The sequence below is a fragment of the Streptomyces sp. cg35 genome (assembly GCF_050410835.1).
In the GTDB taxonomy this organism is placed as follows: domain Bacteria; phylum Actinomycetota; class Actinomycetes; order Streptomycetales; family Streptomycetaceae; genus Streptomyces.
Window position 1 is genome coordinate 8,486,455 of the sequence record NZ_CP191268.1, and the last position, 23,949, is coordinate 8,510,403.

Sequence of the window (23,949 nt, forward strand, 5' to 3'; positions counted from 1 at the left end):
GGCGGCGCGGCGCCCCGCGGACCTCGCGCCCGGCTCAGCCCACCAGGTCCGGCGAGCGCAGCATCTGCGGCGGGATGCCCCAGGCGTCCACGAGGTCGGTCGCGAGCGGCCGGACCTTGCGGCAGAGGTCGTTCACCTCACGGCTGATCGCCTTGGAACGCTGGATGGTGAGCCGGCCGTGCTCCATGAACCAGGCCCGGTCGGCCTCGATCGTCGTGAGCGCGAAGAGGTCGCACAGCAGCGCCAGCGCCTTCTTGTTGTCACCGTCGGGCAGCGACCGCACCTTGTCGACGAACGCCTCCAGTACGAGCCGTTCGACATGCGCGCCGGCCACCGCGATGACGTGGTCCTGCACCTGGGAGAAGACGGCACCGGGATCGGCCTTCCGGTCGACGCCGCGCTTGAGCCGGCGGGCCGCGCCGGCGAGCATGTGCTCCTCGCGGAAGCGGAGCATGGCGAGCTGGTACTCCGAGTCGAGCAGGCCCGCCTCCTGGTCCCACGCGTCGCCGCCGGGCAGGAGATCGCGCACCCGTTCCAGCAGCTTGTGGGCCGAGGTCTTCTCGATGACCGTCTCCACGGCGAGGCCGGTGACGAACTTGACCATGTCGAGCTGGTCCATGTCCCCGAACTCGCTCGCGTAGCCCGTGAGGAGGCCCTTCGCCACGAGCTGGAGCAGCACGTGGTTGTCGCCCTCGAACGTCGTGAAGACGTCGGTGTCGGCCTTGAGCGCGGCGAAGCGGTTGACGGCGAGATAGCCGGCGCCCCCGCACGCCTCGCGGCACTCCTGGATCACCCGGGTGGCGTGCCAGGTGCCGAGTGCCTTGGTGCCCGCGGCCCGTGACTCCAGCTCCCGGCGGCTCTCCTCGTCGTCCGTGACACCCGAGAAGACCTCGTGCAGTTGGGTGCGGACGACGTCCTGGGCGAAATGCAGCGCGTAGGTGCGTGCGACGAGCGGCAGCAGACGGCGCTGGTGCAGGCCGTAGTCGAGGAGTACCTCCTCCTCGGTGTCCGAGGTCGCCTTGAACTGGCGGCGCCGCACGGCGTACTTCGTGGCCACGGCGAGTGCGACCTTGCTCGCGTTGATCCCGCCGCCACCGACGCTGACCCGCCCCTGTACGAGCGTGCCGAGCATGGTGAAGAAGCGGCGGTTGGGATTCTCGATCGGGCTCTCGTAGACGCCCTCGGGGGTGACGTCGGCGAATTTGTTGAGCAGCGCCTCGCGGGGCACCCGCACACCGTCGAACCAGATCCGGCCGTTGTCCACGCCGTTGAGGCCCATCTTGCGGCCGGCGTCCTCGATCCGGACGCCCGGTGCCACGGTCCCGTCGACGCGGACCGGGACGACGAAGGCGTGCACGCCCTCGGCCTTGCCGCCCACTTCGAGCTGGGCGAAGACGACGGCCAGCTCCGCGTCCCGCGCGGCATTGCCGATGTAGTCCTTGCGCGCCTCGTCGCCCTGGGTGGTGATGACGAATTCCTGGGTCCCGGCGTCGTACGTGGCGACGGTGCCGAGCGCCTGGACGTTGGAGCCGTGTCCGGTCTCGGTCATCGCGAAGCAGCCCATCAGCTTCCCGGTGACGAGGTCCGGGAGGTAGGCGTCGTGGTGGCGCTCGGTGCCGAGCTGCAGAATCGCGCCGCCGAAGAGACCGAACTGCACCCCGACCTTCACCAGTACCGACAGATCGCCGAAAGCGAGGGTCTCGAACGCGGCGATCGAGGCGCCGATGTCGCCCCCACCGCCGTACTCCTTCGGAAAGCCCATCCCGGTCTGGCCCGTCGCCGCCATCTCGACGACGAGCGTGCGCACGCGCTCGCGGTATTCGTCGATGCCGAGTTCCTCGGCCTCGTCGAGAATCGAGGCGTACGTCGTCAGGTTGCTGCGGACCAGGTCGCGGACGTCGGCGTACTCGCCGTCGAGCACCTCGGTGAGGGCCCGGACGTCGACGACGGGCTGGACGTAACCGTTCGGGGGCGTGGCGGTTTCGGTGGACATGCCGCTCTGGTACCCGTCCGAAAGACGATCAAGCAGTGTGTTGGACCGTTCGGCGCACGTCCGGCTTCGCCACCGCCGGGGGCCGGTGCGGTCGGTGCGAGGGTTCCTGGGAAAGGGCAGGTCCGGGCGTTATTTCACGGTTGTGAACGCATTTCGAGCGAGTGGCCCTTCTGTAGGGGTGTGCGGAAGACGGAGCTGGGAAAGCGAAACGAAGCGACGACGGAATGTGGTGTTTGCTTATGTACAGAGAGGATCCCATCCTGATGGGCGCCCCCGAGACACCTGCTCCGGAGCGCACGACCTGCGCGCAGGCCCGGGCGGAAGTCAGCTCGGTTCTCATGGAAGTGTGCTGCGGTCTTCCCCTGGAACAGGCGCGGCGTCTGCACGACGACGCGCTGCTGGTGGCCAGTGAGTTGACGGCCAACGCGATCCGTCACGCGGGCGGCACGACCGGGTTCCACGTCAGCCTGGAAGGCGACGCCGTCCTGATGAGCGTGAGCGACAGCAGCGTGGCCGTGCCTGACCGGGCGCCCAGGGACCCGGGCAGGCCGGGCGGTTTCGGCTGGATGGTGGTGGAGCGGCTCAGCTCGTACGTCGCCGTCGATGTGGGGCCCCGCGGCAAGACCATCACCGCCGCACTGCGGCTGCCCCTGCCCTTCGGGTAGGGCAGGGGCAGCAGGGAGCTCCGGTCCGTGATGAGGGGAGGCGGTTCAGGCCGCCTGGGCCTCATCGCCGGACCGGGCCGCGGCGGCGTGCTCCAGTACGCGGTCGGCCGCTGCCAGGGCATCGCGGACGGACTGGGTCCCGGTGCTGACACACAACGTGTACGTGATGTCGTCGAGTTGCCATTGGAGTTCCTGGGTCGCGCGCTCCGAGAAACGCAACTGCACGTCGGCATAGCGGCTCAGAAGAGTCCGGATGAACATCGGATCGGGATTCAGCACGAGGCACGCCCTGTTCTGTTGTCCTGTGGAATCGATGGAGCTCCCACTTCCCCGGATTCCCCCGGACATGCGTCATCGGCGAAAGAAGATTTCTCCCGCCCTGTCCGATCCGGTGTGTGCCGGGTCGTTGAGGCCGCCGCCGATTCCCCGGCGGCGACGATTCCTCAGCGTCGACGCAGTCGGCCCAGCCACGCGCGGGCCTGAGCCCGCTTGCGGGGATCCGCTGCCGTGCGCCGGGCCGTGCCGATGACCCGCTGCCCCTGCGGGCTGCGACTGTACTGCTTGATCCGATCGAGAATGCCGGGCATGGCGCCTCCGTGAAGCCGTTCGACGAGGGCGACGGCCACGCGTCGCCATGTTCGATACGACTACCCGTGAAGCGGCGGCGAACACGGGGCTGTTCCGCGAGCTCTCCGAGCCGGAGGCGCGGGGTTTTCGAATTCGGCACAAGATTCGTACGTGGTGATGATTTAAGGGGGAACTAGGGCGGCAACGACTAGGAACAGGAGTTCCCATGTTTGCCATCGGTGCCGCCGTGCTGTTCTTCCTCGCGTTTCTGATCAATGCCGCGGACATCTCGACGAACGACGTGTTCACGTCGGTCAACATCATGCTGCTCGGTCTCACCGCGCTGGCCCTTCACCTGGCGGGAGCCGGTGGCTGGGCGCGCACCAGGACGTCGCGCCGTCGCTGACCACGGCCCGCCGCCGCACCCGGTGCTGCCGGTGGGACGGGCAGCCGTTTGCGTCCCCGGGTGCGGAAGTGCGGTGTGACGTGTCCGCGGGACGGCCCTGCGGCGCCGCGCGCGGCGGGCTGTTCAGTGCCCCGGTGCCGGACGTGGCTCCCGGGGCAGCGCCGGCGCGCGTCGTTGCCCGCGCCGACGGTCGCCGGGCCTGGCCCGGACGGCATGGTCGGTCAGTGCCGGGGCTGTTCGCGACGGGACAGGAGGACGCAGCAGATGCCCGCCGCGATCAGGAACGCCGCGATGACGGCCAGCGTGTAGCGGCCGTCGGGGTCGCCGGTCCTGGCCAACTGCGGAGGGCGGGAGGAGCTGGGGGTGGTCGCGCTCTCCGAGGGAGGGCTGCTGGGCGTACGGCTGGTCGACGGTGAGGGGGAGGGCGTTGCCGGTGGTGACGAGGCGGGCGGACTGCTGCTGGGAGGGGCGGGCGGAGTGGTGGTACTGGGGGGCGACGTGGGCGGGGTGGTGGACGGAGAAGTGGGCGGGGAGCTCACAGAGGGAGAAGGTGACGGGGACTCCGACGGAGGTGTCGTCTCCCCGTAGCCCGGAGGCTGCTCCCCGTACCCGCCGGAGTCCTCGTCCGCGGGACCGGTCGACTCCCCGTGGCCCGAGGGAGCGGTCGGGGGCGTCTCCTGCTCCGGCCCGCCGTATCCGGGTCTCTCCGAGGAGCTGAACATCTCTCCGGCAGAGGAGCCCGACGCTGCCGCCGTCGCTCCCGCCGCCCGGGTGTCCGAGGGTGCGTCAGGTGCCGGCGAGGCCGAGGCCGACAGCGCGGCGCAGCTCACGATGACGGCTGACAGGGCGGTGACCACCGCCGTACGCACACCAGTGCCGTGGAGATCGATGTGATCTTCGTACATGGCTGCATAAAAGACAGGGCGCGGCCGTCGAGAGGGGGTCGCCTCGCGGACGACCGCCCAGATTCACCCGGGCACGCCATTGTTTGTAGAAGGCACGCTCGCGTCATCGGGCCAGTTGGCGCAACAGGCGCGGCGCGCGAGATGCGCGCTCCCGATGCTGACACCTCAGCCGAACACTCGTGGCGAAACATGACATTCCGTACGTCGTCGCGCACGATGCTCTCGGCCACGAAGGGCGCAGCGAAGTGAGGGGCAGTCACATGGGGATCACCGGACGTCTCGGTCGACTCGCGGTCCTGGCGGCACTGTCGGGTGCGGTCCTCCTCGCGCCGGCGGGGCTCGTGACTCCCGCTTACGCGGGGGCGGTGTGCGTCGCCAACAAGGACGCGGCCATCTCCGCCGAGAACAATCCCTTCTCCGCCACGGTCGGCTTCGTGGACAAGGGCCGGCAGATCAACGCGGGGTCGACGACGAACCCGGAGATGTTCCAGGTGTCGAACGACGCGGGCGACCGGCTCGGTTACCTGCGCAGGCCCGACCTCGACTGCTGAAAAAGGGACCTCGTGCCGACCGCGACCGCTGTGACAGGGAGCTTCATGACCAGCAGGGCCGCCGCCTGGGCCGCAGGCACCACACTCGTCCTCTCGGCGGTCACCGTCATGGGCGGCGCTCCCGCCGGGGCGATGCCGGCCGCGGTCGTCAGGTGCGACGCCACCGGCGAGGTCGCCTACCGTCCGCCGGTCGGTCCGGACGAGGCGACGGTGGTCGCCACGACGACGCAGCGGTACGAGACGTGCACCGTCACCAGCGACGACAGCCGCGTGACGAAGGCTCTCGACTCCTCCTCCGACGTTCCTCTGGTGGTGTCGTGCACCTCGCTGCTGGGCGTCCGCGAGCACCAGCGCCTGGCCGTCACGTGGGACACCGACGAGACCTCGTTCATCGACGACGCCGTCATCACGGTCACCCGACAAGGACCCGAGCTTCTCGTGGTCGGCGCCGGGAAGATCACCGACGGCCCCTTCGCACAGCTCACCTACCGGAACGAGACCACGTACGACGCCGCTGACGCCCGCATCGAGTGCCTCGGCCCCCGCGGACTCTCGCACCTCGGCCCGGGACGGTCGCTCACCACGATCGCTTGACCCGCCGTGCCGTCCCTGAGAGATCGTGCTCGTACGCGCGGCGGCCAATCCGTGACACGGGTGGGCTCCGGATCACGGGTGCGTACGAGCGCAGGGACACGACAGAGAGAGCCTTCGATGAGCGGAAGCAATGCCCGGACCGTGGAGCGGTCCAACGTGCGGATCATGTCCGGCGGAGCCGATCCGCACGCCGCCGTGCTGGTGCTGCACGGCGGCCGGGAGACGGGACGGGAACCTTCGCGGCCCTGGCATCTGGCCGCCCTGCGCATGCGCCCCTTCTTCGCCGCGGTCGGCCGGGCGGTGCCGGAGCAGCGGCTCCTGATCGGGTCCGTGCGCTACCGCTACAGGGGCTGGAACGGGAGCAGTGCCGATCCGCTGCGCGACACCGAGCAGGCCCTCGCCGAACTGGCCTCCCGCGTGGGCGACGTCCCGGTGGTCCTTCTCGGACACTCCATGGGCGGCCGCGCCGCGCTGCGAGCGGCCGGTGCCGCCCAGGTGCGCGGAGTGGTGGCCCTCGCCCCGTGGTGCCCCGACGGCGAGCCGACGGACCAGTTGCAGGACCGGACCGCGGTGGTCCTGCACGGCGACGGTGACCGCATCACCGACCCGCGCGCCTCGACGGAGATGATGCGCCGCGCCCGTGCCCAGGGAGCCCGGACGGCGACCCTGATCGTGGCCGGCGGCGACCACGCGATGCTGCGCCGCGGCCCGGTCTGGCACCGGATCGCGGCAGGGGCGGTGGCGGAGGTGCTCGCACCGGGAACCGGTGAGCCCCTGGTGCGCCGCGCCGTGGAGTCCGGAGAGCCCTGCACCCTTTGATGCCGGCCGGCATCGGTGGACGTTCGGCCCCATCCGGAAGCCGTCCGGTTCCGGATTACCAGTGAAGGATGTCGAGCCGAGCAAGGAGGTGAGCGGCCATGACGGACGAGGATTTCCGGCGTCTGCTGGAGCAGGCGCGCACCGAGGCCCGGCGGACGGTTCTGCCCCGCGAGGACCGGGCGGGCCGTGAGCTGTACGAGGCGCACGCACGCCACGCGGAGTTCGGGCAGGCCTCGCATTAGCCCGGCGCCCCAGCCCGTGGCCGGGGTGAGGCGGCCCGGGCGGCTCCGTTAATGTCGGATTCATGCGAATTCGTGTGGTGGATGCATTTGCCGACCGCCCGTTCACGGGCAATCCGGCCGGAGTGGTCCTGCTGGACGCGTTCCTCGACGACGGCTGGCTGCAGAGCGTCGCGCTGGAGCTCAATCACTCCGAGACCGCCTTCGTCCACCCGCTGCCGGCAGGGCAGGACGCGGACTGGAACCTTCGCTGGTTCACGCCCACGACCGAGGTGGACCTCTGCGGGCACGCGACGTTGGCCGCGGCTCATGTGCTCTTCTCCACGGGCCGGGCCACCGGCCCGATCCGCTTCCGCACCCGCAGCGGCATCCTCATCGCCACCGCCGACTCCGACGACTCCCTCACCCTCGACTTCCCGACGGCGAAGCTGACCGCGGCGGACGTACCGGCGGAGCTGGCCCCGGCACTCGGGGCGACGCCGCTGTCCGCACACGACACGGGCGGGGTCGGTGACCTGCTCGTCGAACTGGCCGACGAGGCCACGGTGCGCGCTCTCGTCCCCGATCTCGTGGCCCTGGCCGACCTGTCGGAGCGCGGCGTCATCGTCACCGCCCCCGCGGCGGATCCGTCCGCGGGCTACGACTTCGTCTCCCGGTGTTTCTTCCCCCGCGTCGGGGTGAACGAGGACCCGGTGACCGGCAGCGCCCACACCGCCCTCGCGCCCTTCTGGTCCGAGCGCATGGGGCGTACCGACCTGACCGGCATGCAGGCCTCGGACCGCACCGGGCTCGTCGGCGTCGCCCTGCGCGGGGAGCGCACCCTGCTCACCGGGAAGGCCGTCGTCGTCATCGACGGCGCGTTGATGGGGTAGCGGGGAGAGGCGGCCCGCTCCCGCGTGGCGCGGCGCGACGGCACCGCTTGCCGTGCGCTCACGTATCGCTCAGGTGCCGCTCACACACTGCTCGATCACCGAGGCGACCTGCTCGGTGGCGGGGGAGACGCGGTTCGCCCGGCGGGCCAGGAGCAGGTCGACCGACTCGGGTTCCGCCAGGGGCACGTAGGTGACGCCGTCGAGGCTGAGACTCCGCACCGATCGCGGTACCAGGGCCACGCCGTGCCCTGCCGCCACGAAGACGACCAGAGTGGCCGTCTCGCCGACCTCGGTGAGCGAGGCCGGGCGGAAGCCCGCGCGTTCGCACGCGGCCAGCACCCGGTCGTACATCGAGGACCGGGACTGCGAGGGATGGATCACGAACGGCGCGTCGGCCAGGGCCTCCAGCGGAACGCTCCGGCGGCCCGCCAGCGGGTGGTGCGCGGGCAGGACCGCCACCAGGGGTTCGGACCGCAGCGGGGTGACCCGCAGTTCCGCGTCGGTGACGGTGCCGCGGACCACCGCGAGGTCGTAGGTGCCGCCGAGCAGTCCCTCGACGAGCTCCGGGGCCAGCAGCTCCCCGCGCAGGTCCAAGGTGATCCCGGGCAACCGGGCCCGTACCGTACGGGCGACCTGCGGCAGCACGTCGTAGGTGGCCGTGCCGATGAAGCCCACCGAGACCCGACCCGCGTGGCCCGTGGCCAGCTCCCGCATGTGCACGCGGGCGCGCTCCTCCTCCGCGACGAGGGCGCGCGCGTAGTCGGTCAGCTGCCGGCCGGCTTCGGTCGGCTCGACGCGGCGGGTCGAGCGGTGGAACAAGGACACCCCGAGTTCGCGCTCCAACTGCTTGATCTGCTGGGACAGAGCCGGCTGGGCCAGATGCAGGCGGGCGGCCGCGCGGCCGAAGTGGCATTCCTCGGCGAGCGCGAGGAAGTACCGGAGCTGACGGAGTTCCATACACTCCACTTTATAAGCAGTGCTTATCAATTGATGCGGACTAGGTCTTGGACGCGATGAACCGGGCGCTCCTACCGTGAGTGCGTGACCGACAGCTACCTGTACGCAGCAGCACGAACGCCCTTCGGACGGTTCTCGGGGGCCCTCGCGGACGTCCGGCCCGACGACCTCGCGGCGCTCGCCGTCACCGCGACCCTGGCCAGGACCCCCGACCTCGACCCGGCGGAGATCGGCGACGTCGTCTGGGGCAACGCCAACGGCGCCGGTGAGGACAACCGGAACGTCGGCAGGATGGCCGTCCTCCTCGCGGGCCTGCCGACCTCGGTGCCCGCCACGACCGTGAACCGGCTCTGCGGATCCTCGCTGGACGCCGCCCTCATCGCCTCCCGCACCATCGAGACCGGCGACGCGGACATCGTGCTCACCGGCGGGGTCGAGTCGATGACCCGGGCGCCCTGGGTCCTGCCCAAGCCCGCGCGGGCGTTCCCCGCCGCGGACATGACGGCCGTGTCCACCACGCTCGGCTGGCGACTGGTCAACGCACGCATGCCCAAGGAATGGACCGTCTCCCTGGGCGAGGCGAACGAACAGCTCGCCGACCGCTTCGACGTCACCCGCGAGCGCCAGGACGCCTTCGCCGCCCGCTCCCACAACCTCGCCGACGACGCCTGGAACGCGGGCTTCTACGACGGCCTGGTCGTGCCCGTCGCCGTGGACGCCAAGGGCACCACGCTCGACCGGGACGAGGGGATCCGCCCCGGCTCCACCGCCGAGAGGCTCGCCGGGCTCAAGCCCGTCTTCCGCCCCGACGGCGTCATCACGGCGGGCAACGCGTCCCCGCTGAGCGACGGAGCCTCGGCCGTCCTCCTCGGCTCCGGCGCCGCCGCCGCACGGATCGGCACCGATCCCGTCGCCCGGATCGCCGGACGCGGGGTGTCCGCGCTGGACCCGCAGCTGTTCGGATACGCGCCCGTGGAGGCGGCGAACAAGGCGCTGAAGCGCGCGGGGATCTCCTGGTCCGACGTGGCGGCCGTCGAGCTGAACGAGGCCTTCGCCGTGCAGTCGCTGGCCTGCGTCGACGCCTGGGGAGTGGACCCGGACATCGTCAACGCCAAGGGCGGTGCGATCGCGCTCGGCCACCCGCTGGGCGCGTCCGGCGGCCGGCTGCTCGGCACCCTGGCGCACCGGCTCCGCGAGTCCGGCGAGCGGTGGGGCGTCGCCGCCATCTGTATCGGAGTCGGCCAGGCACTCGCCCTGGTCCTGGAGAACGTCACGGGGAGCGAGCGATGACCACACAGCTGTGCGCCGACGCCGACGAGGCGGTGGCCGGGATCGAGGACGGCTCCACCGTGCTGGTCGGCGGATTCGGTATGGCCGGAATGCCGGTCGAGCTGATCGACGCGCTCATCCGTCAGGGAGCCAAGGACCTCACCGTCGTGTCCAACAACGCCGGCAACGGCGACACCGGGCTCGCCGCGCTGCTGGCCAAGGGCCGCGTCCGCAAGGTGATCTGCTCCTTCCCGCGCCAGACGGACTCGTGGGTGTTCGACGAGCTGTACCGCGCCGGGCGGATCGAGCTCGACGTGGTGCCGCAGGGCAACCTCGCGGAGCGCATGCGGGCGGCCGGGGCCGGCATCGGGGCCTTCTTCTGTCCCACGGGTGCGGGCACGCTGCTCGCCGAGGGCAAGGAGACGCGCGAGATCGACGGCCGCACCTACGTACTGGAGTACCCGATCAAGGGGGACGTCGCGCTGATCGGTGCCCACCGCGCCGACCGGACGGGCAACCTCGTCTACCGCAAGACCGCCCGCAATTTCGGGCCGGTCATGGCCACCGCGGCGACCACCGTGATCGCCCAGGTCCGCGAGATCGTCGAGACCGGCGAGATCGACCCGGAGACCGTCGTGACCCCGAGCATCTTCGTCGACCGGATCGTGCAGGAGGCGGGTCGCGCATGAACACCCCGAGCCAGGCCGTGAACACACCGACCCCGGCGCCCGACGCCGACGAGCGGGGCCCGCTGGGCAAGCACGACATCGCGGCCCTCATCGCACGCGACATCCCGCAGGGTGCCTTCGTCAACCTGGGCATCGGCCAGCCGACCCTCGTCGCCGACCATCTGCCCGCCGACTCCGGGGTGGTGCTCCACACCGAGAACGGCATGCTCAACATGGGCCCCGCCGCGCAGGACGACCAGGTCGACCCCGATCTCACCAACGCGGGCAAGGCACCCGTCACCGAACTGCCCGGAGCCGCCTACTTCCACCACGCCGACTCCTTCGCCATGATGCGCGGCGGCCACCTGGACATCTGCGTCCTCGGCGCGTTCCAGGTCTCGGCCGCCGGCGATCTGGCCAACTGGCACACCGGCGCGCCTGACGCCATCCCTGCCGTCGGCGGTGCGATGGATCTGGCGATCGGGGCCAAGAAGGTGTTCGTGATGATGACCCTCTTCACCAAGGACGGGAAGCCCAAGCTCGTCCCCGAATGCAGCTACCCGCTGACCGGCCTCGGCTGCGTCGACCGCGTCTACACGGACCTGGCGGTCTTCGACGTCACCCCGCGAGGCGTGCGCGTCACACAGACCTTCGGCATCACCCCGGACGAGCTGGCCGCGCGGTTGGACGTGCCGCTGATCATCGAAACCTCCTAGGGCGAGGCCCACTTGAGGCGAGAGAAGGGGCAGGGCCGCTGTCCGATGGCCGCCAGCGGAACCGAGAACTCTTCTCGTCGTGTGACGTGAGTATTGAAATGGCCATACGTCATGGCATTCACGGAGGGGCCTGAAGGCTGGATTCAGGTGCGGGCCGGCCTTCGTCACGGTCCTCTTCGGATGGCTGCCGAACCCCTTCTCCGGTGACTCCGCCGAGAAGGCCGCGACGTGCGCAAGGCCACCGCCGGTACGGACGACCACGATCCGGAACTGGAGCGGATCAATCGCGCCCTGCGACAGGGCTCCCCGCCCGTCAGCAGGAGGACCGTGACGGGCGGGGAGCATTTGAGGGCCCCTCAGAAGGCTGGTCGTCGGGTGAACGGTGTGAAGTGTGCGGGGGTGTGATCGATGGGCAGATCGGGGCGCCAGGCCGTGAGGATCTGGGCGCTGCACACGAACAAGCCGTGAGGCAGCTGATCCAGGCTCCACCACTGCCAGTCGCCGACGCTCTCGTCGGGCTGGGTCGCGGGTGTCCCTCGCCACGCCGTGATGCGGGCGGCCACCGTGACACGTACGACATCGCCCGCGTGGTCGACGAGCGTGCCCAGCAGGTGGACGTCGTCGGGCCGGGCGAGCAGGCCGCTCTCCTCGCCCAGTTCGCGGACCGCGGCCTCGGCGAACGACTCGCCCGGCTCCACGTGACCGCCGGGCAGTTCCAGGGTCCCGAGACGGTGCCGGCCGAGCAGGACACGGTCGCCGCTCATGACGATGGCGCCGACACCGATGGTGGCGTGCGGGACGAGCGGCTTGCGGCTGCGGGGCCGGCTCGTGACGCGCCGGACGTCGCGTGCCAGCCGCCGGGCCCGGATGAGCTGATGCACCACCGGGGAATCGGCGTCCGGCGCGCGGATCAGGTCGATCGCCTCGACCCGGAAACCGTTCTCGGTGAGCAGGTCCTCCCACAACTGCGGGGAGAGCACCCACATGTGCACCGGAAGCGGCGGGTCGTCGCGAAGCCTGATCATCTGCTCCCGCGACGCCACCGCCGCGGACGGTCCCCGGCCGTGCAGGTCGGTGTGCAGGACGGAGAACACGAGCGGCGCACCGGCCCGCAGGCCGTCACGCAGCGCGGGCAGCATCCGATGCGGGTCGCTGAAGGCGAGGCTGCCGATGGCGTAGGCGGCGTCGTACGGGTCGGTGCCGCTGAGATGGTCGACGGCGTCCCCACAGAGGAGCCGTACGCCGGGCTCCGCGCCGTGTTCACGGACGGCGCGTTCGTGCTGGGTGGGGGAGAGCTCGATCGCGGTGACGTGAGCGCCCTGGGTGCGCGCGAGATGGACGGCGTGATGGCCGGCGCCGGACCCGATGTCCAGGACCCGTTTGCCGCCGAGATCGCCGAGCACGTCGGCGTCGGGGCCGACTCCCTCCCAGGGACCCCAGCTCATGCGCTCGGGTACGGAGGGCACGAAGCCGTGGTCGAGCTGCCGTTGGCCGTAGACGGTCCAGCTGTCGTGATTGAGCGCGTACGAGTTCAAGTCCAGGTCCTTCGTTGTGCGGTGGAGGGAGCGGTGGCGTGGTCGCGGGTGCGGGCCCCGGCGGCGTCGACGGCCCGGTGACGGCATCCGGCCGCCCACGGCGGCTCCCGGTAGGTCTCGGGAGATCCGGTCATGGGGCGTCCTTCCGGGGGCGGAAGGCGGCCCGGTCCTGTTGCAGCTGCCACAAGTCCTGCATGTGGCCGGGGGTGTTGACGAGGTCGTGGAACGTGCCGCTCTGCACGATGCGGCCCTGATGCAGCACGACGACGCGATCGGCGACCGACGCGTTCGACAGGTTGTGTGTGACCAGACAGACCGCACGGTCGCCCGCCACGTCGCGCAGCCCGGTGAAGATCCGGTGTTCGGCACGGGCGTCGAGGTCGCTGGTCGGTTCGTCCATGACGAGCAGGCCGGCGTCCCGGTGGAGGGCGCGGGCCACCGCGATGCGCTGCCACTGGCCGCCGGACAGTGCGACTCCGCCCCACCACTCCCTGGCCAGAAGGGTGTTGAGCCCGGAGCGGAGCGTGGCGATCACATCGTCGGCGCCGCTGGCCCGGGCCGCGCTGTGGACGGCGGCGTCGCCCTCGGGCCGGGGCTGGCCGAGGGCGATGTTCTCGCGTGCGGTCATCGGCCAGCGGGCGAAGTCCTGCGGCACGACGCTGGTCCGGCGCCACGCCGCGTGCGGGTCGAGGTCGGCGACGCTGACGCCGTCCCAGGTGACCACGCCGCTCGAGGGCAGGTTCAGTCCGGACAGCAGTCGCATCAGGGTCGACTTCCCCGATCCGTTCTCCCCGATCACCGCCACGATCTCGCCGCGCCGCACCTCGAAGTCGACGTGGTGGAGGGTGTCCGCGTCCGCTCCCGGATAGCGGAAGGACACGTCCCTGAGGGCGATGTGCTCCGGCCCGCCGGGGACGAGGTCACCGCGATCCAGGCGCTGCCCGGCCGCCTCGTCGACGAACTCCTTCCAGTCGTCGAGGTACAGGCCGGTGCGCAGGAGGTCCCGGCCGTAGCCGACCAGGCCCTGCAGGCCGGTGAAGGCCGTGCGCAGAGCGAAGGCCGCGGTTCCGGCAGCGGCGGCGGAGATCCGGCCGGTGCTCAACAGCAGGACCACCGTGCCGCCCACCAGGCAGGCGCCCGCACCGGTGGCGAGCGAGCCGACCACGGAGATCCTGGCGCGTCGGCGGGTCGCCTTGTCGCTGGTCGCCTCCACACGCTCCGCGCTCGCCCGGTACTTGCTCAGCAGGTGCGGGGCCAGGGTGTCGGTGCGGACCTGATCGGACTGGTCCTTGGCGATCAGGTACCAGCGCAGCATGTACATCATGCGCCGGTCCTTGTGGGTGGCGATCCGGGCCAGGTAGGTGATGCGTTCACCGCGGATGGAGGCGACGGCCTGCGGAACGGCGGCCAGGACCAACGGCACGAGCAGCAGCGGATACAGGCTCGTGAGAACCACGGCCCCGGACAGGAAGGTGGTCAGCGAGGCGATGTAGTTCTGGGACTGGCCGATCATGTCGCCGCTGGCGTCGATCCCGCGCTCGGCCGCGTCATAGCGGTCGTTGAAGCCGGGGTTGTCGTACGCGGCCTGCTCGGCTCGGGTCGCCGCCTCGAGCATCTTGTACTCGGCCTCGCGGCTGACCCGGGGCGACAGCTGCGCGGACAACGCCTGGATCGCGATGCCGAGTCCGGATCGCAGGGCGGCGCTGCCTGCCAGGACGGCCACGGGCAGGGCCGCTTCGCTGAGCAGGCCGGTGTCCTGGGCGGTGGCGATGAGCACGGTCAGGGCCTGCGTCGTGGCGACCAGGCCGAGCGCCCCGGAGACACCGGAGACGATCTGGCAGGCGAGCAGGACGACGACCGCCTTGCGGTCGATCTCCCACGCCAGGGCGAACGTGCGTCGGACCAGCGAAGGGAGTCGGCGGGCCATGGTGGTGCCGGTGAGCAGTTCGGCGAGTTCGCGGCTGTCCCCGCCGGGGTGATCGAGGGCGAGAACCTCCTCGGCCTCCGTCGGTGACGTCCCGGCGGGTTCCTCGTCCTTGCCGTGCAGAGCGTTCGCTGTCTCGGTCATCGGCGCTCCTCGCCCGTCAGCCGGTCCTGGGTGCGCATGCCGTGCGCCGGTACCTGCCGATCGCCGTGGACCAGATCCCCGGGGCAGCAGCTGACCGTGTCGAGAGTGAGCAGGAGGGCACGGGCGACCGCAGTCGCCGGAGTCGGGTCGGTCATGCGCCCCACCTCGATGACGGTCGTGACGCCGCGGCGAACAGGGCGCGGCGCGCGTCGACGGGGCGCCGCAGCACGGACACCGCGCCGAGATGAGCGGGGGGATTTTCGAACACGGCGCGCAGCGCGGGAAGGGCCAGCACAGGATTCACGGTTTCTCCTTGGTCGACGGGCTGGATGCAGCACATCGGACAACGCCGCTGATCACGGCGCCGACACGGGTCCGGTACGAGCGACAAGGCGCGCGCGAGTTCGATGGTCGGGCGCTCGGCCTTGCCGTTGCAGGGATCGGCGCGGGCGCCGTGTTTTCGAATTCGCCCGTGTTGGTGACGAGGGTCGGACCGTAGCCCTTCCGGGGGATTGCACGGCTGTGCGCTTCACCTGCAACGTGCCCCTCCGACGAGCCGCGGACTCCGATGGCGGACTGCACCCTCGCGTACGCCACTGACAATCCGGCGCGGGCGGCGGCGGGATTCGGACAGAGGGAGGTGCGGCAGTACGCGGCACGCGCCGATGGCCCCGGGCGAGTGCGCCCGGGGCCATCGGCGAGGTCGATCGGAACGGCGGGCCGGAGTCCGACCGGACGGCGGACCGGCGTGATGCCGCGTCGCACGGATCGGTGAAGTCGGCTGCCCTGTCGGCGGATTCAGCGGAAGGAGATCCGCGCGAGACGGCTGTTCAGCCAGTCCTCCAGACGCGTCGGCTGGGCGATGGTGCCCGGATTGTGCGGCTGGTTGAGGTCGGCGACGATCTCGGTCAGGACCCGGCGGCGCTCTTCCTCGTCGGTGACGGGGGTGGCCCGGGCCGGGAGATCGGCCGTGACGCCGTGCTTGAGGTGGAAGGTGAAGTCCGGCTCGCCCAGCAGGTTCGCGTACCAACTCGTCGGGCGCCCCGATGTTCCGCTGCACAGGTAGGTCTCGCCCAGGGCCCGGTAGAAGAAGATCTCGATCCGGCGGGGGCGGCCGGTGCGGCGCCCGGTCGTGGTGATGTCGATGATCCTCGCGCGGGTGCCCGCGGCGGGCGTGATCTCGATGGCGGCGCGTGCTGCCGCGTCCACGGGCGGCTCCTTTCCTGGGTGGGGTGGTCGAACGGCGCCCGTTCCGGTCAGGCGGCCTCGTCGTGCTTGAGGGCGGGGCCGAGCAGCAGGCCGCCGTCGATGACGAACTCCGAGCCGGTGGCGAAGGACGCCTCGTCCGAGCTGAGGAACAGCAGGGCGCGGGTGATGTCGGCGGGCTCGCCCAGGCGCGGCACGGCGAACGGCTCGGGGGAGTAGAAGTCCGAGATCGGGGCGTCGCTGCCCGCGGCGGGCTCGGTGATGAAGGGAGTGGCGATGACCCCGGGGTGGATGGCGTTCACGCGGATGTTGTCCCGGCCCAGTTCCAGCGCGGCTGTCATCGTCAGGCCGCGCACGGCCCACTTCCCGGAGACGTAGGGCGCGTAGAAGGCCGTACCGCCCACTCCCGAGGTGGAGGCGATGTTGACGATGACGCCGCCGCCACCGCGGCGCAGCGAAGGGGCCGCCGCCTTGATGCCGAGGAAGGCGCCGGTGAGGTTGATGGCGAGGATGCGGTTCCACACGCGCAGGTCCGTGGCCTCGATCGGGGCGGCGGGATTCTGCACGCCGGCGTTGTTGACCAGGACGGACAGCGGGCCGAAGCGCTCCTCGGTCGCGGTGATCGCGTCGTTCCAGGACGTCTCGTCGGTGACGTCGAGGCGTATGTAGAGAGCGCGGTCGCCGAGCTCGGAGGCGAGGGCGTGGCCCCGGTCCTCCGCGATGTCGGCGATCACGACGGCGGCGCCTTCGGAGTGGAAGGCGCGGACGTGGCTGGCGCCCTGGCCGCCGGTGCCGCCGGTGACGAGCACGGTGCGGTTGTCGAAGCGTCCCATGAGGGGTCCTTTTCGCAGTGGTACGTGGCTGAGCAGCCAAAGGTTCTTGTGGTGAGTCGAGTGACTCGCCTCGTGTTCGAGGTTACGGTCGGAGTGGGAGGTGAGTCAAGTGACTCACCTCGGCTACGGTGGGGGCATGACCAGCGAGCCTTCGGCCTACCACCAGCGCGTCGCCGAGCAGAAGCGGGCCGCGATCCTGCGCGCGGCCACCCGTCTGTTCCTGGATTCCGGCTATGACCGGACGTCCCTGGCCAAGATCGCCGAGGCGGCGGGGGTGTCCAAGGCGACGCTGTTCAAGCAGTTCCCCACCAAGGCGGCGCTCTTCGACGCGATCGTCACCGCCTCCTGGCAGGCCGGTGAGGGCGAGGAGCAGCCCCCGCCCTCCGGCGACCTGCGGGCCGGGCTCACCGCGATCGGCCGGCGTTACGTCGCCCTGCTGACCCGCCCGGACATGGCCGACCTGTTCCGGATCGTCATCGCGGAGCTGCCCCGCTTCCCCGAACTGGGGGAGACCCAGTTCAACCGCGGCAAGATGCCGTACTTCGAGTCCGTGCGCCGCTATCTCGAGACCGAGCGCGACGCGGGAACCGTCGCCCTCGACGACGCGGAACTGGCCGCCACCCAGTTCCTCGGCATGATCTCCAACTACGTGTTCTGGCCCCGCATGCTCCTGCTGAACTGGTCACCCGACCGCCCGGCCATGGACCGCGTGGTCGACGAGGCCGTCCTGATGATGGAAGCCCGGTACGCCGTCGCCGGAGGCCGCCGCTGAGGACCCGTGCGGTTCCCGGCGGCGGCCCCGACGCCCGTGTCCGGCGTCAGCGGTCGGTGAGCGCGCGGATCTCGGCGGCGATCAGCTCCGGGTCCTCCTCGGCCATGAAGTGGCCGCAGGACACGGTGCGGTGGCGCAGATCCGGGGCCCAGGCGCTCCACAGGCCCTGCGCGTGATAGCCGAGGGCGGCGCCCCAGTCCTGCTGGAGGACGGTCACCGGCACGGCCAGGCGGTTGCCGGCGGTCCGGTCCGCGGTGTCGTGGTCCACGTCGACGCCGGCGGAGGCGCGGTAGTCGGCGACGATGGACGGTACCGCCGCGGCGCTCGCGTCGAGGTAGTGGCGGCGGACGTCGTCGGGCAGCGCGGCCGGGTCATTGGTCCACGCGTCGAGGAAATGGCCGAAGAACGCGTCCGCGGACGCCTCGATCATCTTCTCGGGCAGGCCCGGGGCCTGCGCCATGAGGTAGAGGTGGAAGCCGATCGCCCCGGACACCCCGTGCAGGGCGTCCCACATGTCCAGCGTCGGCAGGACGTCCAGGAAGAGGGCGCGGGTCACGTTCTGCGGATGGTCCATCGCGGCGCGGAACGCCACGAGGGCGCCTCGGTCGTGCCCGGCCAGCGTGAACCGATCGTGCCCCAATTCCGCCGCCAGGCGGACGACGTCCCGCGCCATGGTCCGCTTCGCGTACACGTCGGGACCGGTCTCGGCAGGCTTGTCGCTGGCTCCGTAGCCCCGCAGGTCCGGGCAGATCACGGTGTGGTCCGCGGCGAGGTCGGCGGCGACGTGCCGCCACATCAGATGGGTCTGCGGAAATCCGTGCAGCAGTACGACCGGGCTGCCGGCGCCGCCGACGGCGGCATTCAGGGTGACGCCGTCGTCGACCTGTACGCGATGCTGGGTGAAGCCGGGGATGGTCAGGTGGGTCACAACAGCTCCTGAAACTCGTGGCAGAGTGGACGTTCCGGACTGATTCGGTCCGGTCGTCCGGGGACGTCGTCCAGGTTGCGGGCCTCGGATCAGCGATCGATGAGTGAGCACGCGGCCCGCCGGACACGGCGCCCGCGAAGGGACCGTGCGTGGGCGTGGAGTTCGGACTGCTGGGGCCGGTGATCGTCCGGGATGCGCGGGGCGGACCCGTCGCGCTCGGCGCACCACGGCACCGGGAGGTACTGGGGCGGCTGCTCATCGCCCGTAACCGGGTGGTGCCCGTAGGCCGGCTGGTGGCGGACCTGTGGGAGGACGACGCGCCCGCCGGAGCCGTCGGCGCGGTGCGTACCTTCGTGGCCGCGCTCCGCCGCGCCCTGGAGCCCGACCGTCCCCCGCGGCAGCCGTCCCGCCTGCTGGTGACGGACGGCCCGGGCTATGTGCTGCACGCCGGCCGCGACGCGGTGGACGCATGGCGGTTCGAGGACACGGCGGCGCGGGCCGCCGCCGCGGCGCCGCACGCGGCGATCGCCCTGTGGGACGAGGCGCTCGCCCTCTGGCGTGGCCCGGTGCTGGCCGACTTCCCCGAGGCTCGATGGGCCGCCGCCGAGCGGGCCCGGCTGACGGCGCTGCGGCTGCACGCGGTCGAGCGGCGCGCCGACGCCCAGCTGGCCACCGGAGCGGCCCGCGACGCGGCCGTCGACCTGGAGGCACACGTCGCCGCGCACCCGGCGCGGGAGGACGGCTGGGTGCTGCTGGCCACCGCGCTGGACCGGTCCGGGCGGCGCGGCGAGGCACTGGAGACGCTGCGACGGGCCCGCCGGACACTCGCCGACGATCTCGGCGTGGAACCGGGACCCGCGCTGGCCCGGGCCGAGGCGCAGATCCTCAAGAGCGCCGACGCACCCGCCTCCGCGGAACCCGCCGGCGCCGTCGACGGAGTCTGGGGGAGAGCGGCCGCAGCGTGGGAACGCTCGGTGCCCGCCCGGTCCCGGGCCCGGCTCCATGCCACGGCCGGGCTGCTGCGCGATCTGGCGGTGACCGGCGCCGACGGCCTGGAGGAGGCCCGCGCGTACCGGGCGGAGGTGGTCGCGGCGGCGGAGGCGTCCGGCGACACCGACCTCGCGGCCAGGATCATCGGCTCCTACGACGTACCCGCCCTGTGGACCCGCGCCGACGACCCCCGCGGCGCGGGCGAACTGGTCCGGGCCGCGGCCCGCGCCGCCGCCGCGCTCGGCACCGACGGTCCGCCCGCGCTGCGCGCCCGGCTGCTGTCCGTCGTCGCCGTCGAGTCGCGCGGAGACGCCGCCGCCGACGCGCCGCCCGCCCGTGCGGCCGAACCCTCCACCGTCGAACCATGGCGACTGCGCGCCGAACGCGCCGCCGAGGAATCGGTCCGGCTCGCCCGGCAGTTGCGAGACCCCTCGCTGCTGGCGTTCGCCCTCAACGGCGCCTTCATGCAGTCTTTCGGCCGCTGCGGAGGCGCCGCCGGGCGGGAGACGCTCGGCGCCGAGCTGACCCGCCTGGCCGTCGACCATGGACTGCCCAGCCATGAGGTCCTCGGCCGCCTCGTCCGCCTCCAGGCGCTCGCCGGACTGGGGGAACTCCACGCGGCGGATGGCGAGGCCGACGAGATCGACCGGCTGGCGCAGCGTCACGAACGGCCGCTGGCAGGCGTCTTCACCTCCTGGTTCCGCGCCCTGCGCACCTGCGAGACCGACGGCTGGACGGCCGCCCGCCCCCGGTACGAGCAGGCGTTGGCGGCCACGGCGGACTGCGGCATGCCCGGCCTCGCCCGAGGCGCCGCCGCGCTCGTGGCGCTCGTACCGGCCCTGCGCGGCGGCGGCCTGCCGGACCCCGAGGACTTCAGCCCTCTCGACGCCGGCCCGTATCAGCCATGGCTGCACCCCCTGCTGCTGGCCGCCTCCGGCGCCACCGAGCAGGCGCGGCAGGCGCTCACGGACGTACCCCGGCCGCCGCACGACCTGCTCCAGGAAGCCCTCTGGTGCGTGCTCGCCCGCACGGCCGCCGCGGTCGGTCACGAGCCGGTGCTGCGCCGGGCGCGCGACGAACTCCTGCCAGCTGTCGGCGAGTTGGCGGGCGCCGGCAGCGGGCTCATCTCCTTCGGCCCGGTCGAGAGTCAGTTGCGAGCCGTCGACACGACGCCTGCTCCTGGCGGCTGAGCCGACACAAGGGCACCGCACACGCAGCACGCTCGTCCAGTGGAAGCGTTCGGTATATGGCGCGATTCCCACGTCGCCCAGCACCACGCTCCCGCACACGATGGTGAGCGGGGCGCGAGAGTCTCGGAGCAGGTGACCTTCACCTTGGGGCACGGCACAGCATCGGTGGGGCCGGGCGGGAAGCCCGGTACGAGGAGGGGCGAGGCATGGGCCTGCTGACCATCGGGGCGTTCGCGAAAGCCTGCGGGCTGTCGCCGAAGGCGCTGCGCCTGTACGACGAGCTCGGTCTGCTGCCGCCCGCCCGCGTCGACCCCCTGACCGGCTACCGGCTCTACGCTCCGGAGCAGCTGGAACAGGCCCGACTGGTGGCCTGGCTCCGGCGCCTGGGGATGCCGCTCGCCCGCATCCGGCGCGTCGCCGGACCGGACGCGGGCGCCGCCGTGGACGAAGTCCGCGCCTTCTGGGCGCAGGTCGAGGCCGACACGGCCGCGCGACGGGACCTCGCCGCCTTCCTCGTCGACCATCTGTCGCGAAAGGACCCCACCATGTCCTCGAACTCCCCTTCTGTGGGCATCCGTTACGCCGCCGCCTCCGACACCGGCCGGGTCCGGGCGAGCAACCAGGACACCGCATACGCCGGATCCCGTCTGTTCGCCGTCGCGGACGGCTACGGCGCACACGGCGCACCCGCGAGCGCGGCCGCCATCTCGGCACTCAAGCACCTGGACACCGACGCCGTGCCCGTGGGCGATGTGCTCAACCTCCTCGACGACGCCGTGGACCGCGCACGACAGGCCGTGCACGGCGTGGCCGGTACCGGGACCGGCGCGCCGGCCGATGCGGTGGGCACCACCTTGACCGCGATGCTGTGGACCGGATGCCAGCTGGGACTCGTCCACATCGGCGACTCCCGCGTATACCTGCTGCGCGACGAGGAGTTGTTCCAGATCACGCACGACCACACCGTGGTCCAGTCGATGATCGACGACGGCCGTCTCACCCCGGAGGAGGCCGCCTCCCACCCGCAACGCTCCTTGCTGGTACGCGCCTTGACGCAGAGCGCCGACAGCGCGGTGGACACCGGGCTGCACGACGCGCGGCCCGGCGACCGCTATCTGCTGTGCTCCGACGGCCTGTCGGCGGTCGCGGCCACGGACGACATCCACGCGGTACTCACCCGCGTCGGCGAACCCGAACAGGCCGTACGTGAACTCGTCGCCCTGGCCAATGGATCGGGCGGGCCCGACAACATCAGCTGTGTCGTCGCCGACGTCGTGGAACTCGCACAACGCTGAACAGGCGCCGGGGCCTGTCCGGCGGATCTTGTGACCGCCTCGATCCTGGTTCGTTGGCCGTGCCGGTGAGGGCGGACGCCGCCCACTCGCCTTGCGGATCACCCCGGGTCGGTGGGGGCGACGCACCGCAGCTCATCCCGGTCCTGGAGCGTGCCCGTATCGCCCGTCAGGAGGGTGGGCGTCCGCGGACTCGGCCTGGCCATCTCGGCGGAGACAACGCCCATTCGTCCCGTCGTCACCGCAGCTACCTGCGGCGACGTCGGATCAGGCACACGATCCCCGAACCGAAGAACCAGCGGGCCGACCGACAACCCAGAGGCAGTAGGGGCGGACGGCCCACCGGCGGGACCTGGTCAGTAATACCCCTTCGCTCCATCGAGCAGCTCTCTCACGATGTCCGCGTGCCCCGCGTGCCGCCCGGTCTCCTCGACGAGATGGATGAGCATCCAGCGGAGGTTGGCGTTGCCGGAGCGGTAGTCGGGGTGGCGGCCGACGTCGTCCAGTGAGGCCGCGGCCACGATCTCGTTGCCTCGGGCGCACTGGGCCTCGTACTCGTCGAGCAACTGCTTCAGCGAGACGCCGTCGGTGCGCCAGTCGGCGTCCTCGTTCGCCTCGTCGAAGGACGGGTTCTGCGTCTTGTCGCCGCCCAGGAACAGAACCTCCAGCCAGGTGTGCTCGACCCACCGCATGTGGCTGATGAGCCCGGCCATCGTCATCGTCGGCGACGTCGGGATGACGGAGCGGTGCGCGTCCGCCTCGCTCAGGCCATCGCACTTCCATCTCAGGATCTGCCGTTGCAGATCCAGCCAGCCGATGAGCGCGGTGCGCTCGTCGGCCTGAAAGGGGGGACGCTCAAGTGAAGGTGCCATGCCTGCGGACGTTAGGCGCCCGGTCTCCGACTGTCGCCCGATTTTCGACTCAAGATCCCCCGGACAGGCCCTGGGGACGCAGCACGATCTTGCCGTGGGTGTGCCGCCGCTCCAGCTCGCGGAACGCGTCCCGCACCTGGTCCAGCGGATACGTCCGGGCGATCGGGACCTCCAGCTCCCCGCGCGCGGCCAGCCGGGCGAGCTCGCCGATCACCACCGCGCAGGCCGCCGAGCCCTCGCCATGGGTCCGGGCGCCGATCCTGGCCGCGGCCTGCCAGTCGCGGATGGTGTTGATCCGGTCGGGCCGCACGCCCAACTCCACGGCCAGATCGACGTAACCCTCGCCGAACGTGTCGATGAACGCGTCGACGTGCCCGCCGGCGGCCTGCCGGATCCGCTCGGCCACGCCTTCCCCGTACGTGACCGGGACGACGCCGTGCTTCTCCAACCACGCGTGGTTCCGCTCGCTCGCCAACCCGATCACCGTGGCGCCGCGCCGCCGGGCGAGCTGCACGGCGAACGCCCCGACGCCACCCGCCGCACCGGACACCACGATTGTGTCGGCCGGTCCGGGGTCCACCGCGAACACACAGGCGTACGCGGTCGTGCCCGCCACGTACAGCGCTCCGGCGACCTCCCAGGGCAGCCCCTTGGGACGGGCGACCAGATTCACGTCGTCGACCACGACGAACTCCGCCTGGCTCGCCCTGTTGTGGGTGAAGCCCAGGACCTCGTCGCCCACCGCGAACCCGCGCACCTCCGGGCCTGCCTCCACCACGACGCCGGCCAGATCGCTGCCCTGCCCGGAGGGGAACGTCGCCGGCCAGCGTCCGTGCAGCGCACCCACCCGGATGTGCGTCTCGCCGGGCTGGATCCCGGCCGCACGGACCTCGACGAGCACCTGCCCGGGGCCGGGCACCGGCCGCTCGACCTCTTCCACCCGCAGCACATCGACCCCGCCGTACTCGTGGAACCGCACAGCCTTCATCGCGTGATCACCGCACTTCCTCGCTCGGACGTGGCATGTGGACCGCGCCACCGC

At 71.6% G+C, this 23,949-nt stretch carries 26 protein-coding genes and 1 pseudogene; 14 read left to right on the forward strand and 13 right to left on the reverse strand.

Features of this window, described 5'->3' with window-relative positions; translation table 11 throughout:
- Positions 1-34 precede the first annotated feature (34 nt).
- Positions 35-1,993 carry an acyl-CoA dehydrogenase family protein gene (locus ACQUQD_RS39090; protein WP_428956978.1) on the reverse strand — a complete coding sequence of 653 codons (1,959 nt, stop codon included), beginning with the start codon at positions 1,991-1,993 and terminating at the stop codon, positions 35-37.
- Between the two features lie 263 nt (positions 1,994-2,256).
- Between ACQUQD_RS39090 and ACQUQD_RS39095 the strand changes: the two genes are divergently transcribed.
- Complete coding sequence (locus ACQUQD_RS39095; RefSeq protein WP_428956979.1) at positions 2,257-2,658, forward strand: ATP-binding protein; 402 nt, start codon at positions 2,257-2,259, stop codon at positions 2,656-2,658.
- Positions 2,659-2,703: 45 nt separating this feature from the next.
- Here the strand turns inward: ACQUQD_RS39095 and ACQUQD_RS39100 are convergent, their stop codons facing one another.
- Positions 2,704-2,937 carry a DUF5133 domain-containing protein gene (locus ACQUQD_RS39100; protein WP_428956980.1) on the reverse strand — a complete coding sequence of 78 codons (234 nt, stop codon included), beginning with the start codon at positions 2,935-2,937 and terminating at the stop codon, positions 2,704-2,706.
- Positions 2,938-3,451: 514 nt separating this feature from the next.
- Here ACQUQD_RS39100 and ACQUQD_RS39105 point away from each other — a divergent pair.
- The 6 genes from ACQUQD_RS39105 (at position 3,452) to ACQUQD_RS39130 (ending at position 7,611) form a co-directional block, all read left to right on the forward strand.
- Positions 3,452-3,631: a hypothetical protein gene (locus ACQUQD_RS39105; protein WP_428956981.1), complete on the forward strand. Its 180-nt coding sequence runs from the start codon at positions 3,452-3,454 to the stop codon at positions 3,629-3,631.
- Positions 3,632-4,796: 1,165 nt separating this feature from the next.
- Positions 4,797-5,087, forward strand: a complete 291-nt coding sequence (locus ACQUQD_RS39110) for a hypothetical protein (RefSeq protein ID WP_428956982.1) — start codon at positions 4,797-4,799, stop codon at positions 5,085-5,087.
- Between the two features lie 45 nt (positions 5,088-5,132).
- Positions 5,133-5,681 (forward strand): hypothetical protein, encoded by a 549-nt coding sequence (locus ACQUQD_RS39115; RefSeq protein WP_428956983.1) that lies wholly within the window; start codon positions 5,133-5,135, stop codon positions 5,679-5,681.
- Positions 5,682-5,798: 117 nt separating this feature from the next.
- Positions 5,799-6,500: an alpha/beta hydrolase gene (locus tag ACQUQD_RS39120; protein WP_428956984.1), complete on the forward strand. Its 702-nt coding sequence runs from the start codon at positions 5,799-5,801 to the stop codon at positions 6,498-6,500.
- Positions 6,501-6,598: 98 nt separating this feature from the next.
- On the forward strand, positions 6,599-6,742 hold the full coding sequence (locus tag ACQUQD_RS39125) for a hypothetical protein (RefSeq protein ID WP_428956985.1): 144 nt from the start codon (positions 6,599-6,601) through the stop codon (positions 6,740-6,742).
- A gap of 62 nt (positions 6,743-6,804) precedes the next feature.
- Positions 6,805-7,611 carry a PhzF family phenazine biosynthesis protein gene (locus ACQUQD_RS39130; RefSeq protein ID WP_428956986.1) on the forward strand — a complete coding sequence of 269 codons (807 nt, stop codon included), beginning with the start codon at positions 6,805-6,807 and terminating at the stop codon, positions 7,609-7,611.
- 69 nt (positions 7,612-7,680) lie between these two features.
- Here ACQUQD_RS39130 and ACQUQD_RS39135 read toward each other — a convergent pair whose 3' ends face one another.
- Complete coding sequence (locus tag ACQUQD_RS39135; protein ID WP_428956987.1) at positions 7,681-8,568, reverse strand: LysR substrate-binding domain-containing protein; 888 nt, start codon at positions 8,566-8,568, stop codon at positions 7,681-7,683.
- Positions 8,569-8,652: 84 nt separating this feature from the next.
- Here ACQUQD_RS39135 and ACQUQD_RS39140 point away from each other — a divergent pair, with 84 nt between their 5' ends.
- From ACQUQD_RS39140 to ACQUQD_RS39150, 3 genes are read left to right on the forward strand one after another with little or no spacing between them, the layout of a single operon-like run.
- Entirely contained in the window at positions 8,653-9,858 is a 1,206-nt protein-coding gene (locus ACQUQD_RS39140) for a thiolase family protein (RefSeq protein WP_428956988.1), read from the forward strand.
- Positions 9,855-10,526: a 3-oxoacid CoA-transferase subunit A gene (locus tag ACQUQD_RS39145; protein ID WP_428956989.1), complete on the forward strand. Its 672-nt coding sequence runs from the start codon at positions 9,855-9,857 to the stop codon at positions 10,524-10,526. The genes ACQUQD_RS39140 and ACQUQD_RS39145 overlap by 4 nt, the downstream gene beginning before the upstream one ends.
- On the forward strand, positions 10,523-11,221 hold the full coding sequence (locus ACQUQD_RS39150) for a 3-oxoacid CoA-transferase subunit B (protein WP_428956990.1): 699 nt from the start codon (positions 10,523-10,525) through the stop codon (positions 11,219-11,221). The genes ACQUQD_RS39145 and ACQUQD_RS39150 overlap by 4 nt, the downstream gene beginning before the upstream one ends.
- Before the next feature lie 356 nt (positions 11,222-11,577).
- On the opposite strand, the gene ACQUQD_RS39155 is transcribed toward ACQUQD_RS39150, so the two are convergent.
- From ACQUQD_RS39155 to ACQUQD_RS39185, 7 genes are all read right to left on the reverse strand, one after another.
- Positions 11,578-12,756, reverse strand: coding sequence for a bifunctional class I SAM-dependent methyltransferase/NUDIX hydrolase (locus ACQUQD_RS39155; protein WP_428956991.1), 1,179 nt, complete (start codon positions 12,754-12,756; stop codon positions 11,578-11,580).
- Positions 12,753-12,890, reverse strand: a complete 138-nt coding sequence (locus ACQUQD_RS39160) for a hypothetical protein (RefSeq protein ID WP_428956992.1) — start codon at positions 12,888-12,890, stop codon at positions 12,753-12,755. The genes ACQUQD_RS39155 and ACQUQD_RS39160 overlap by 4 nt, the downstream gene beginning before the upstream one ends.
- The gene (locus ACQUQD_RS39165) at positions 12,887-14,824 is read right to left on the reverse strand and encodes an ABC transporter ATP-binding protein (protein WP_428956993.1); all 1,938 of its coding nucleotides are present in this window, start codon (positions 14,822-14,824) and stop codon (positions 12,887-12,889) included. The genes ACQUQD_RS39160 and ACQUQD_RS39165 overlap by 4 nt, the downstream gene beginning before the upstream one ends.
- Positions 14,821-14,979 (reverse strand): hypothetical protein, encoded by a 159-nt coding sequence (locus ACQUQD_RS39170; RefSeq protein WP_428956994.1) that lies wholly within the window; start codon positions 14,977-14,979, stop codon positions 14,821-14,823. The genes ACQUQD_RS39165 and ACQUQD_RS39170 overlap by 4 nt, the downstream gene beginning before the upstream one ends.
- On the reverse strand, positions 14,976-15,128 hold the full coding sequence (locus ACQUQD_RS39175) for a hypothetical protein (RefSeq protein WP_428956995.1): 153 nt from the start codon (positions 15,126-15,128) through the stop codon (positions 14,976-14,978). The genes ACQUQD_RS39170 and ACQUQD_RS39175 overlap by 4 nt, the downstream gene beginning before the upstream one ends.
- Positions 15,129-15,622: 494 nt before the next feature.
- Positions 15,623-16,033 (reverse strand): nitroreductase/quinone reductase family protein, encoded by a 411-nt coding sequence (locus tag ACQUQD_RS39180; RefSeq protein WP_428956996.1) that lies wholly within the window; start codon positions 16,031-16,033, stop codon positions 15,623-15,625.
- Positions 16,034-16,080: 47 nt separating this feature from the next.
- Positions 16,081-16,863 (reverse strand): SDR family NAD(P)-dependent oxidoreductase, encoded by a 783-nt coding sequence (locus ACQUQD_RS39185; protein ID WP_428956997.1) that lies wholly within the window; start codon positions 16,861-16,863, stop codon positions 16,081-16,083.
- Positions 16,864-16,999: 136 nt separating this feature from the next.
- On the opposite strand from ACQUQD_RS39185, the gene ACQUQD_RS39190 reads away from it, so the two are divergent.
- Positions 17,000-17,635: a TetR/AcrR family transcriptional regulator gene (locus tag ACQUQD_RS39190; protein WP_428956998.1), complete on the forward strand. Its 636-nt coding sequence runs from the start codon at positions 17,000-17,002 to the stop codon at positions 17,633-17,635.
- 46 nt (positions 17,636-17,681) lie between these two features.
- On the opposite strand, the gene ACQUQD_RS39195 is transcribed toward ACQUQD_RS39190, so the two are convergent.
- Entirely contained in the window at positions 17,682-18,563 is an 882-nt protein-coding gene (locus tag ACQUQD_RS39195; RefSeq protein WP_428956999.1) for an alpha/beta fold hydrolase, read from the reverse strand.
- Between the two features lie 149 nt (positions 18,564-18,712).
- On the opposite strand from ACQUQD_RS39195, the gene ACQUQD_RS39200 reads away from it, so the two are divergent.
- The 3 genes and pseudogenes from ACQUQD_RS39200 to ACQUQD_RS39210 form a co-directional block, all read left to right on the forward strand.
- The gene (locus tag ACQUQD_RS39200; protein ID WP_428957000.1) at positions 18,713-20,743 is read left to right on the forward strand and encodes a BTAD domain-containing putative transcriptional regulator; all 2,031 of its coding nucleotides are present in this window, start codon (positions 18,713-18,715) and stop codon (positions 20,741-20,743) included.
- Between the two features lie 206 nt (positions 20,744-20,949).
- Positions 20,950-22,038: a MerR family transcriptional regulator gene (locus ACQUQD_RS39205; RefSeq protein WP_428957001.1), complete on the forward strand. Its 1,089-nt coding sequence runs from the start codon at positions 20,950-20,952 to the stop codon at positions 22,036-22,038.
- 61 nt (positions 22,039-22,099) lie between these two features.
- Positions 22,100-22,382, forward strand: a pseudogene (locus ACQUQD_RS39210) (IS5/IS1182 family transposase); the annotation flags it as partial.
- A 9-nt stretch (positions 22,383-22,391) separates the two neighbouring features.
- Here the strand turns inward: ACQUQD_RS39210 and ACQUQD_RS39215 are convergent.
- Complete coding sequence (locus ACQUQD_RS39215) at positions 22,392-22,907, reverse strand: DinB family protein (protein ID WP_428957002.1); 516 nt, start codon at positions 22,905-22,907, stop codon at positions 22,392-22,394.
- Between the two features lie 49 nt (positions 22,908-22,956).
- Positions 22,957-23,895, reverse strand: coding sequence for an NADP-dependent oxidoreductase (locus ACQUQD_RS39220; protein WP_428957003.1), 939 nt, complete (start codon positions 23,893-23,895; stop codon positions 22,957-22,959).
- Positions 23,896-23,949 lie beyond the last annotated feature (54 nt).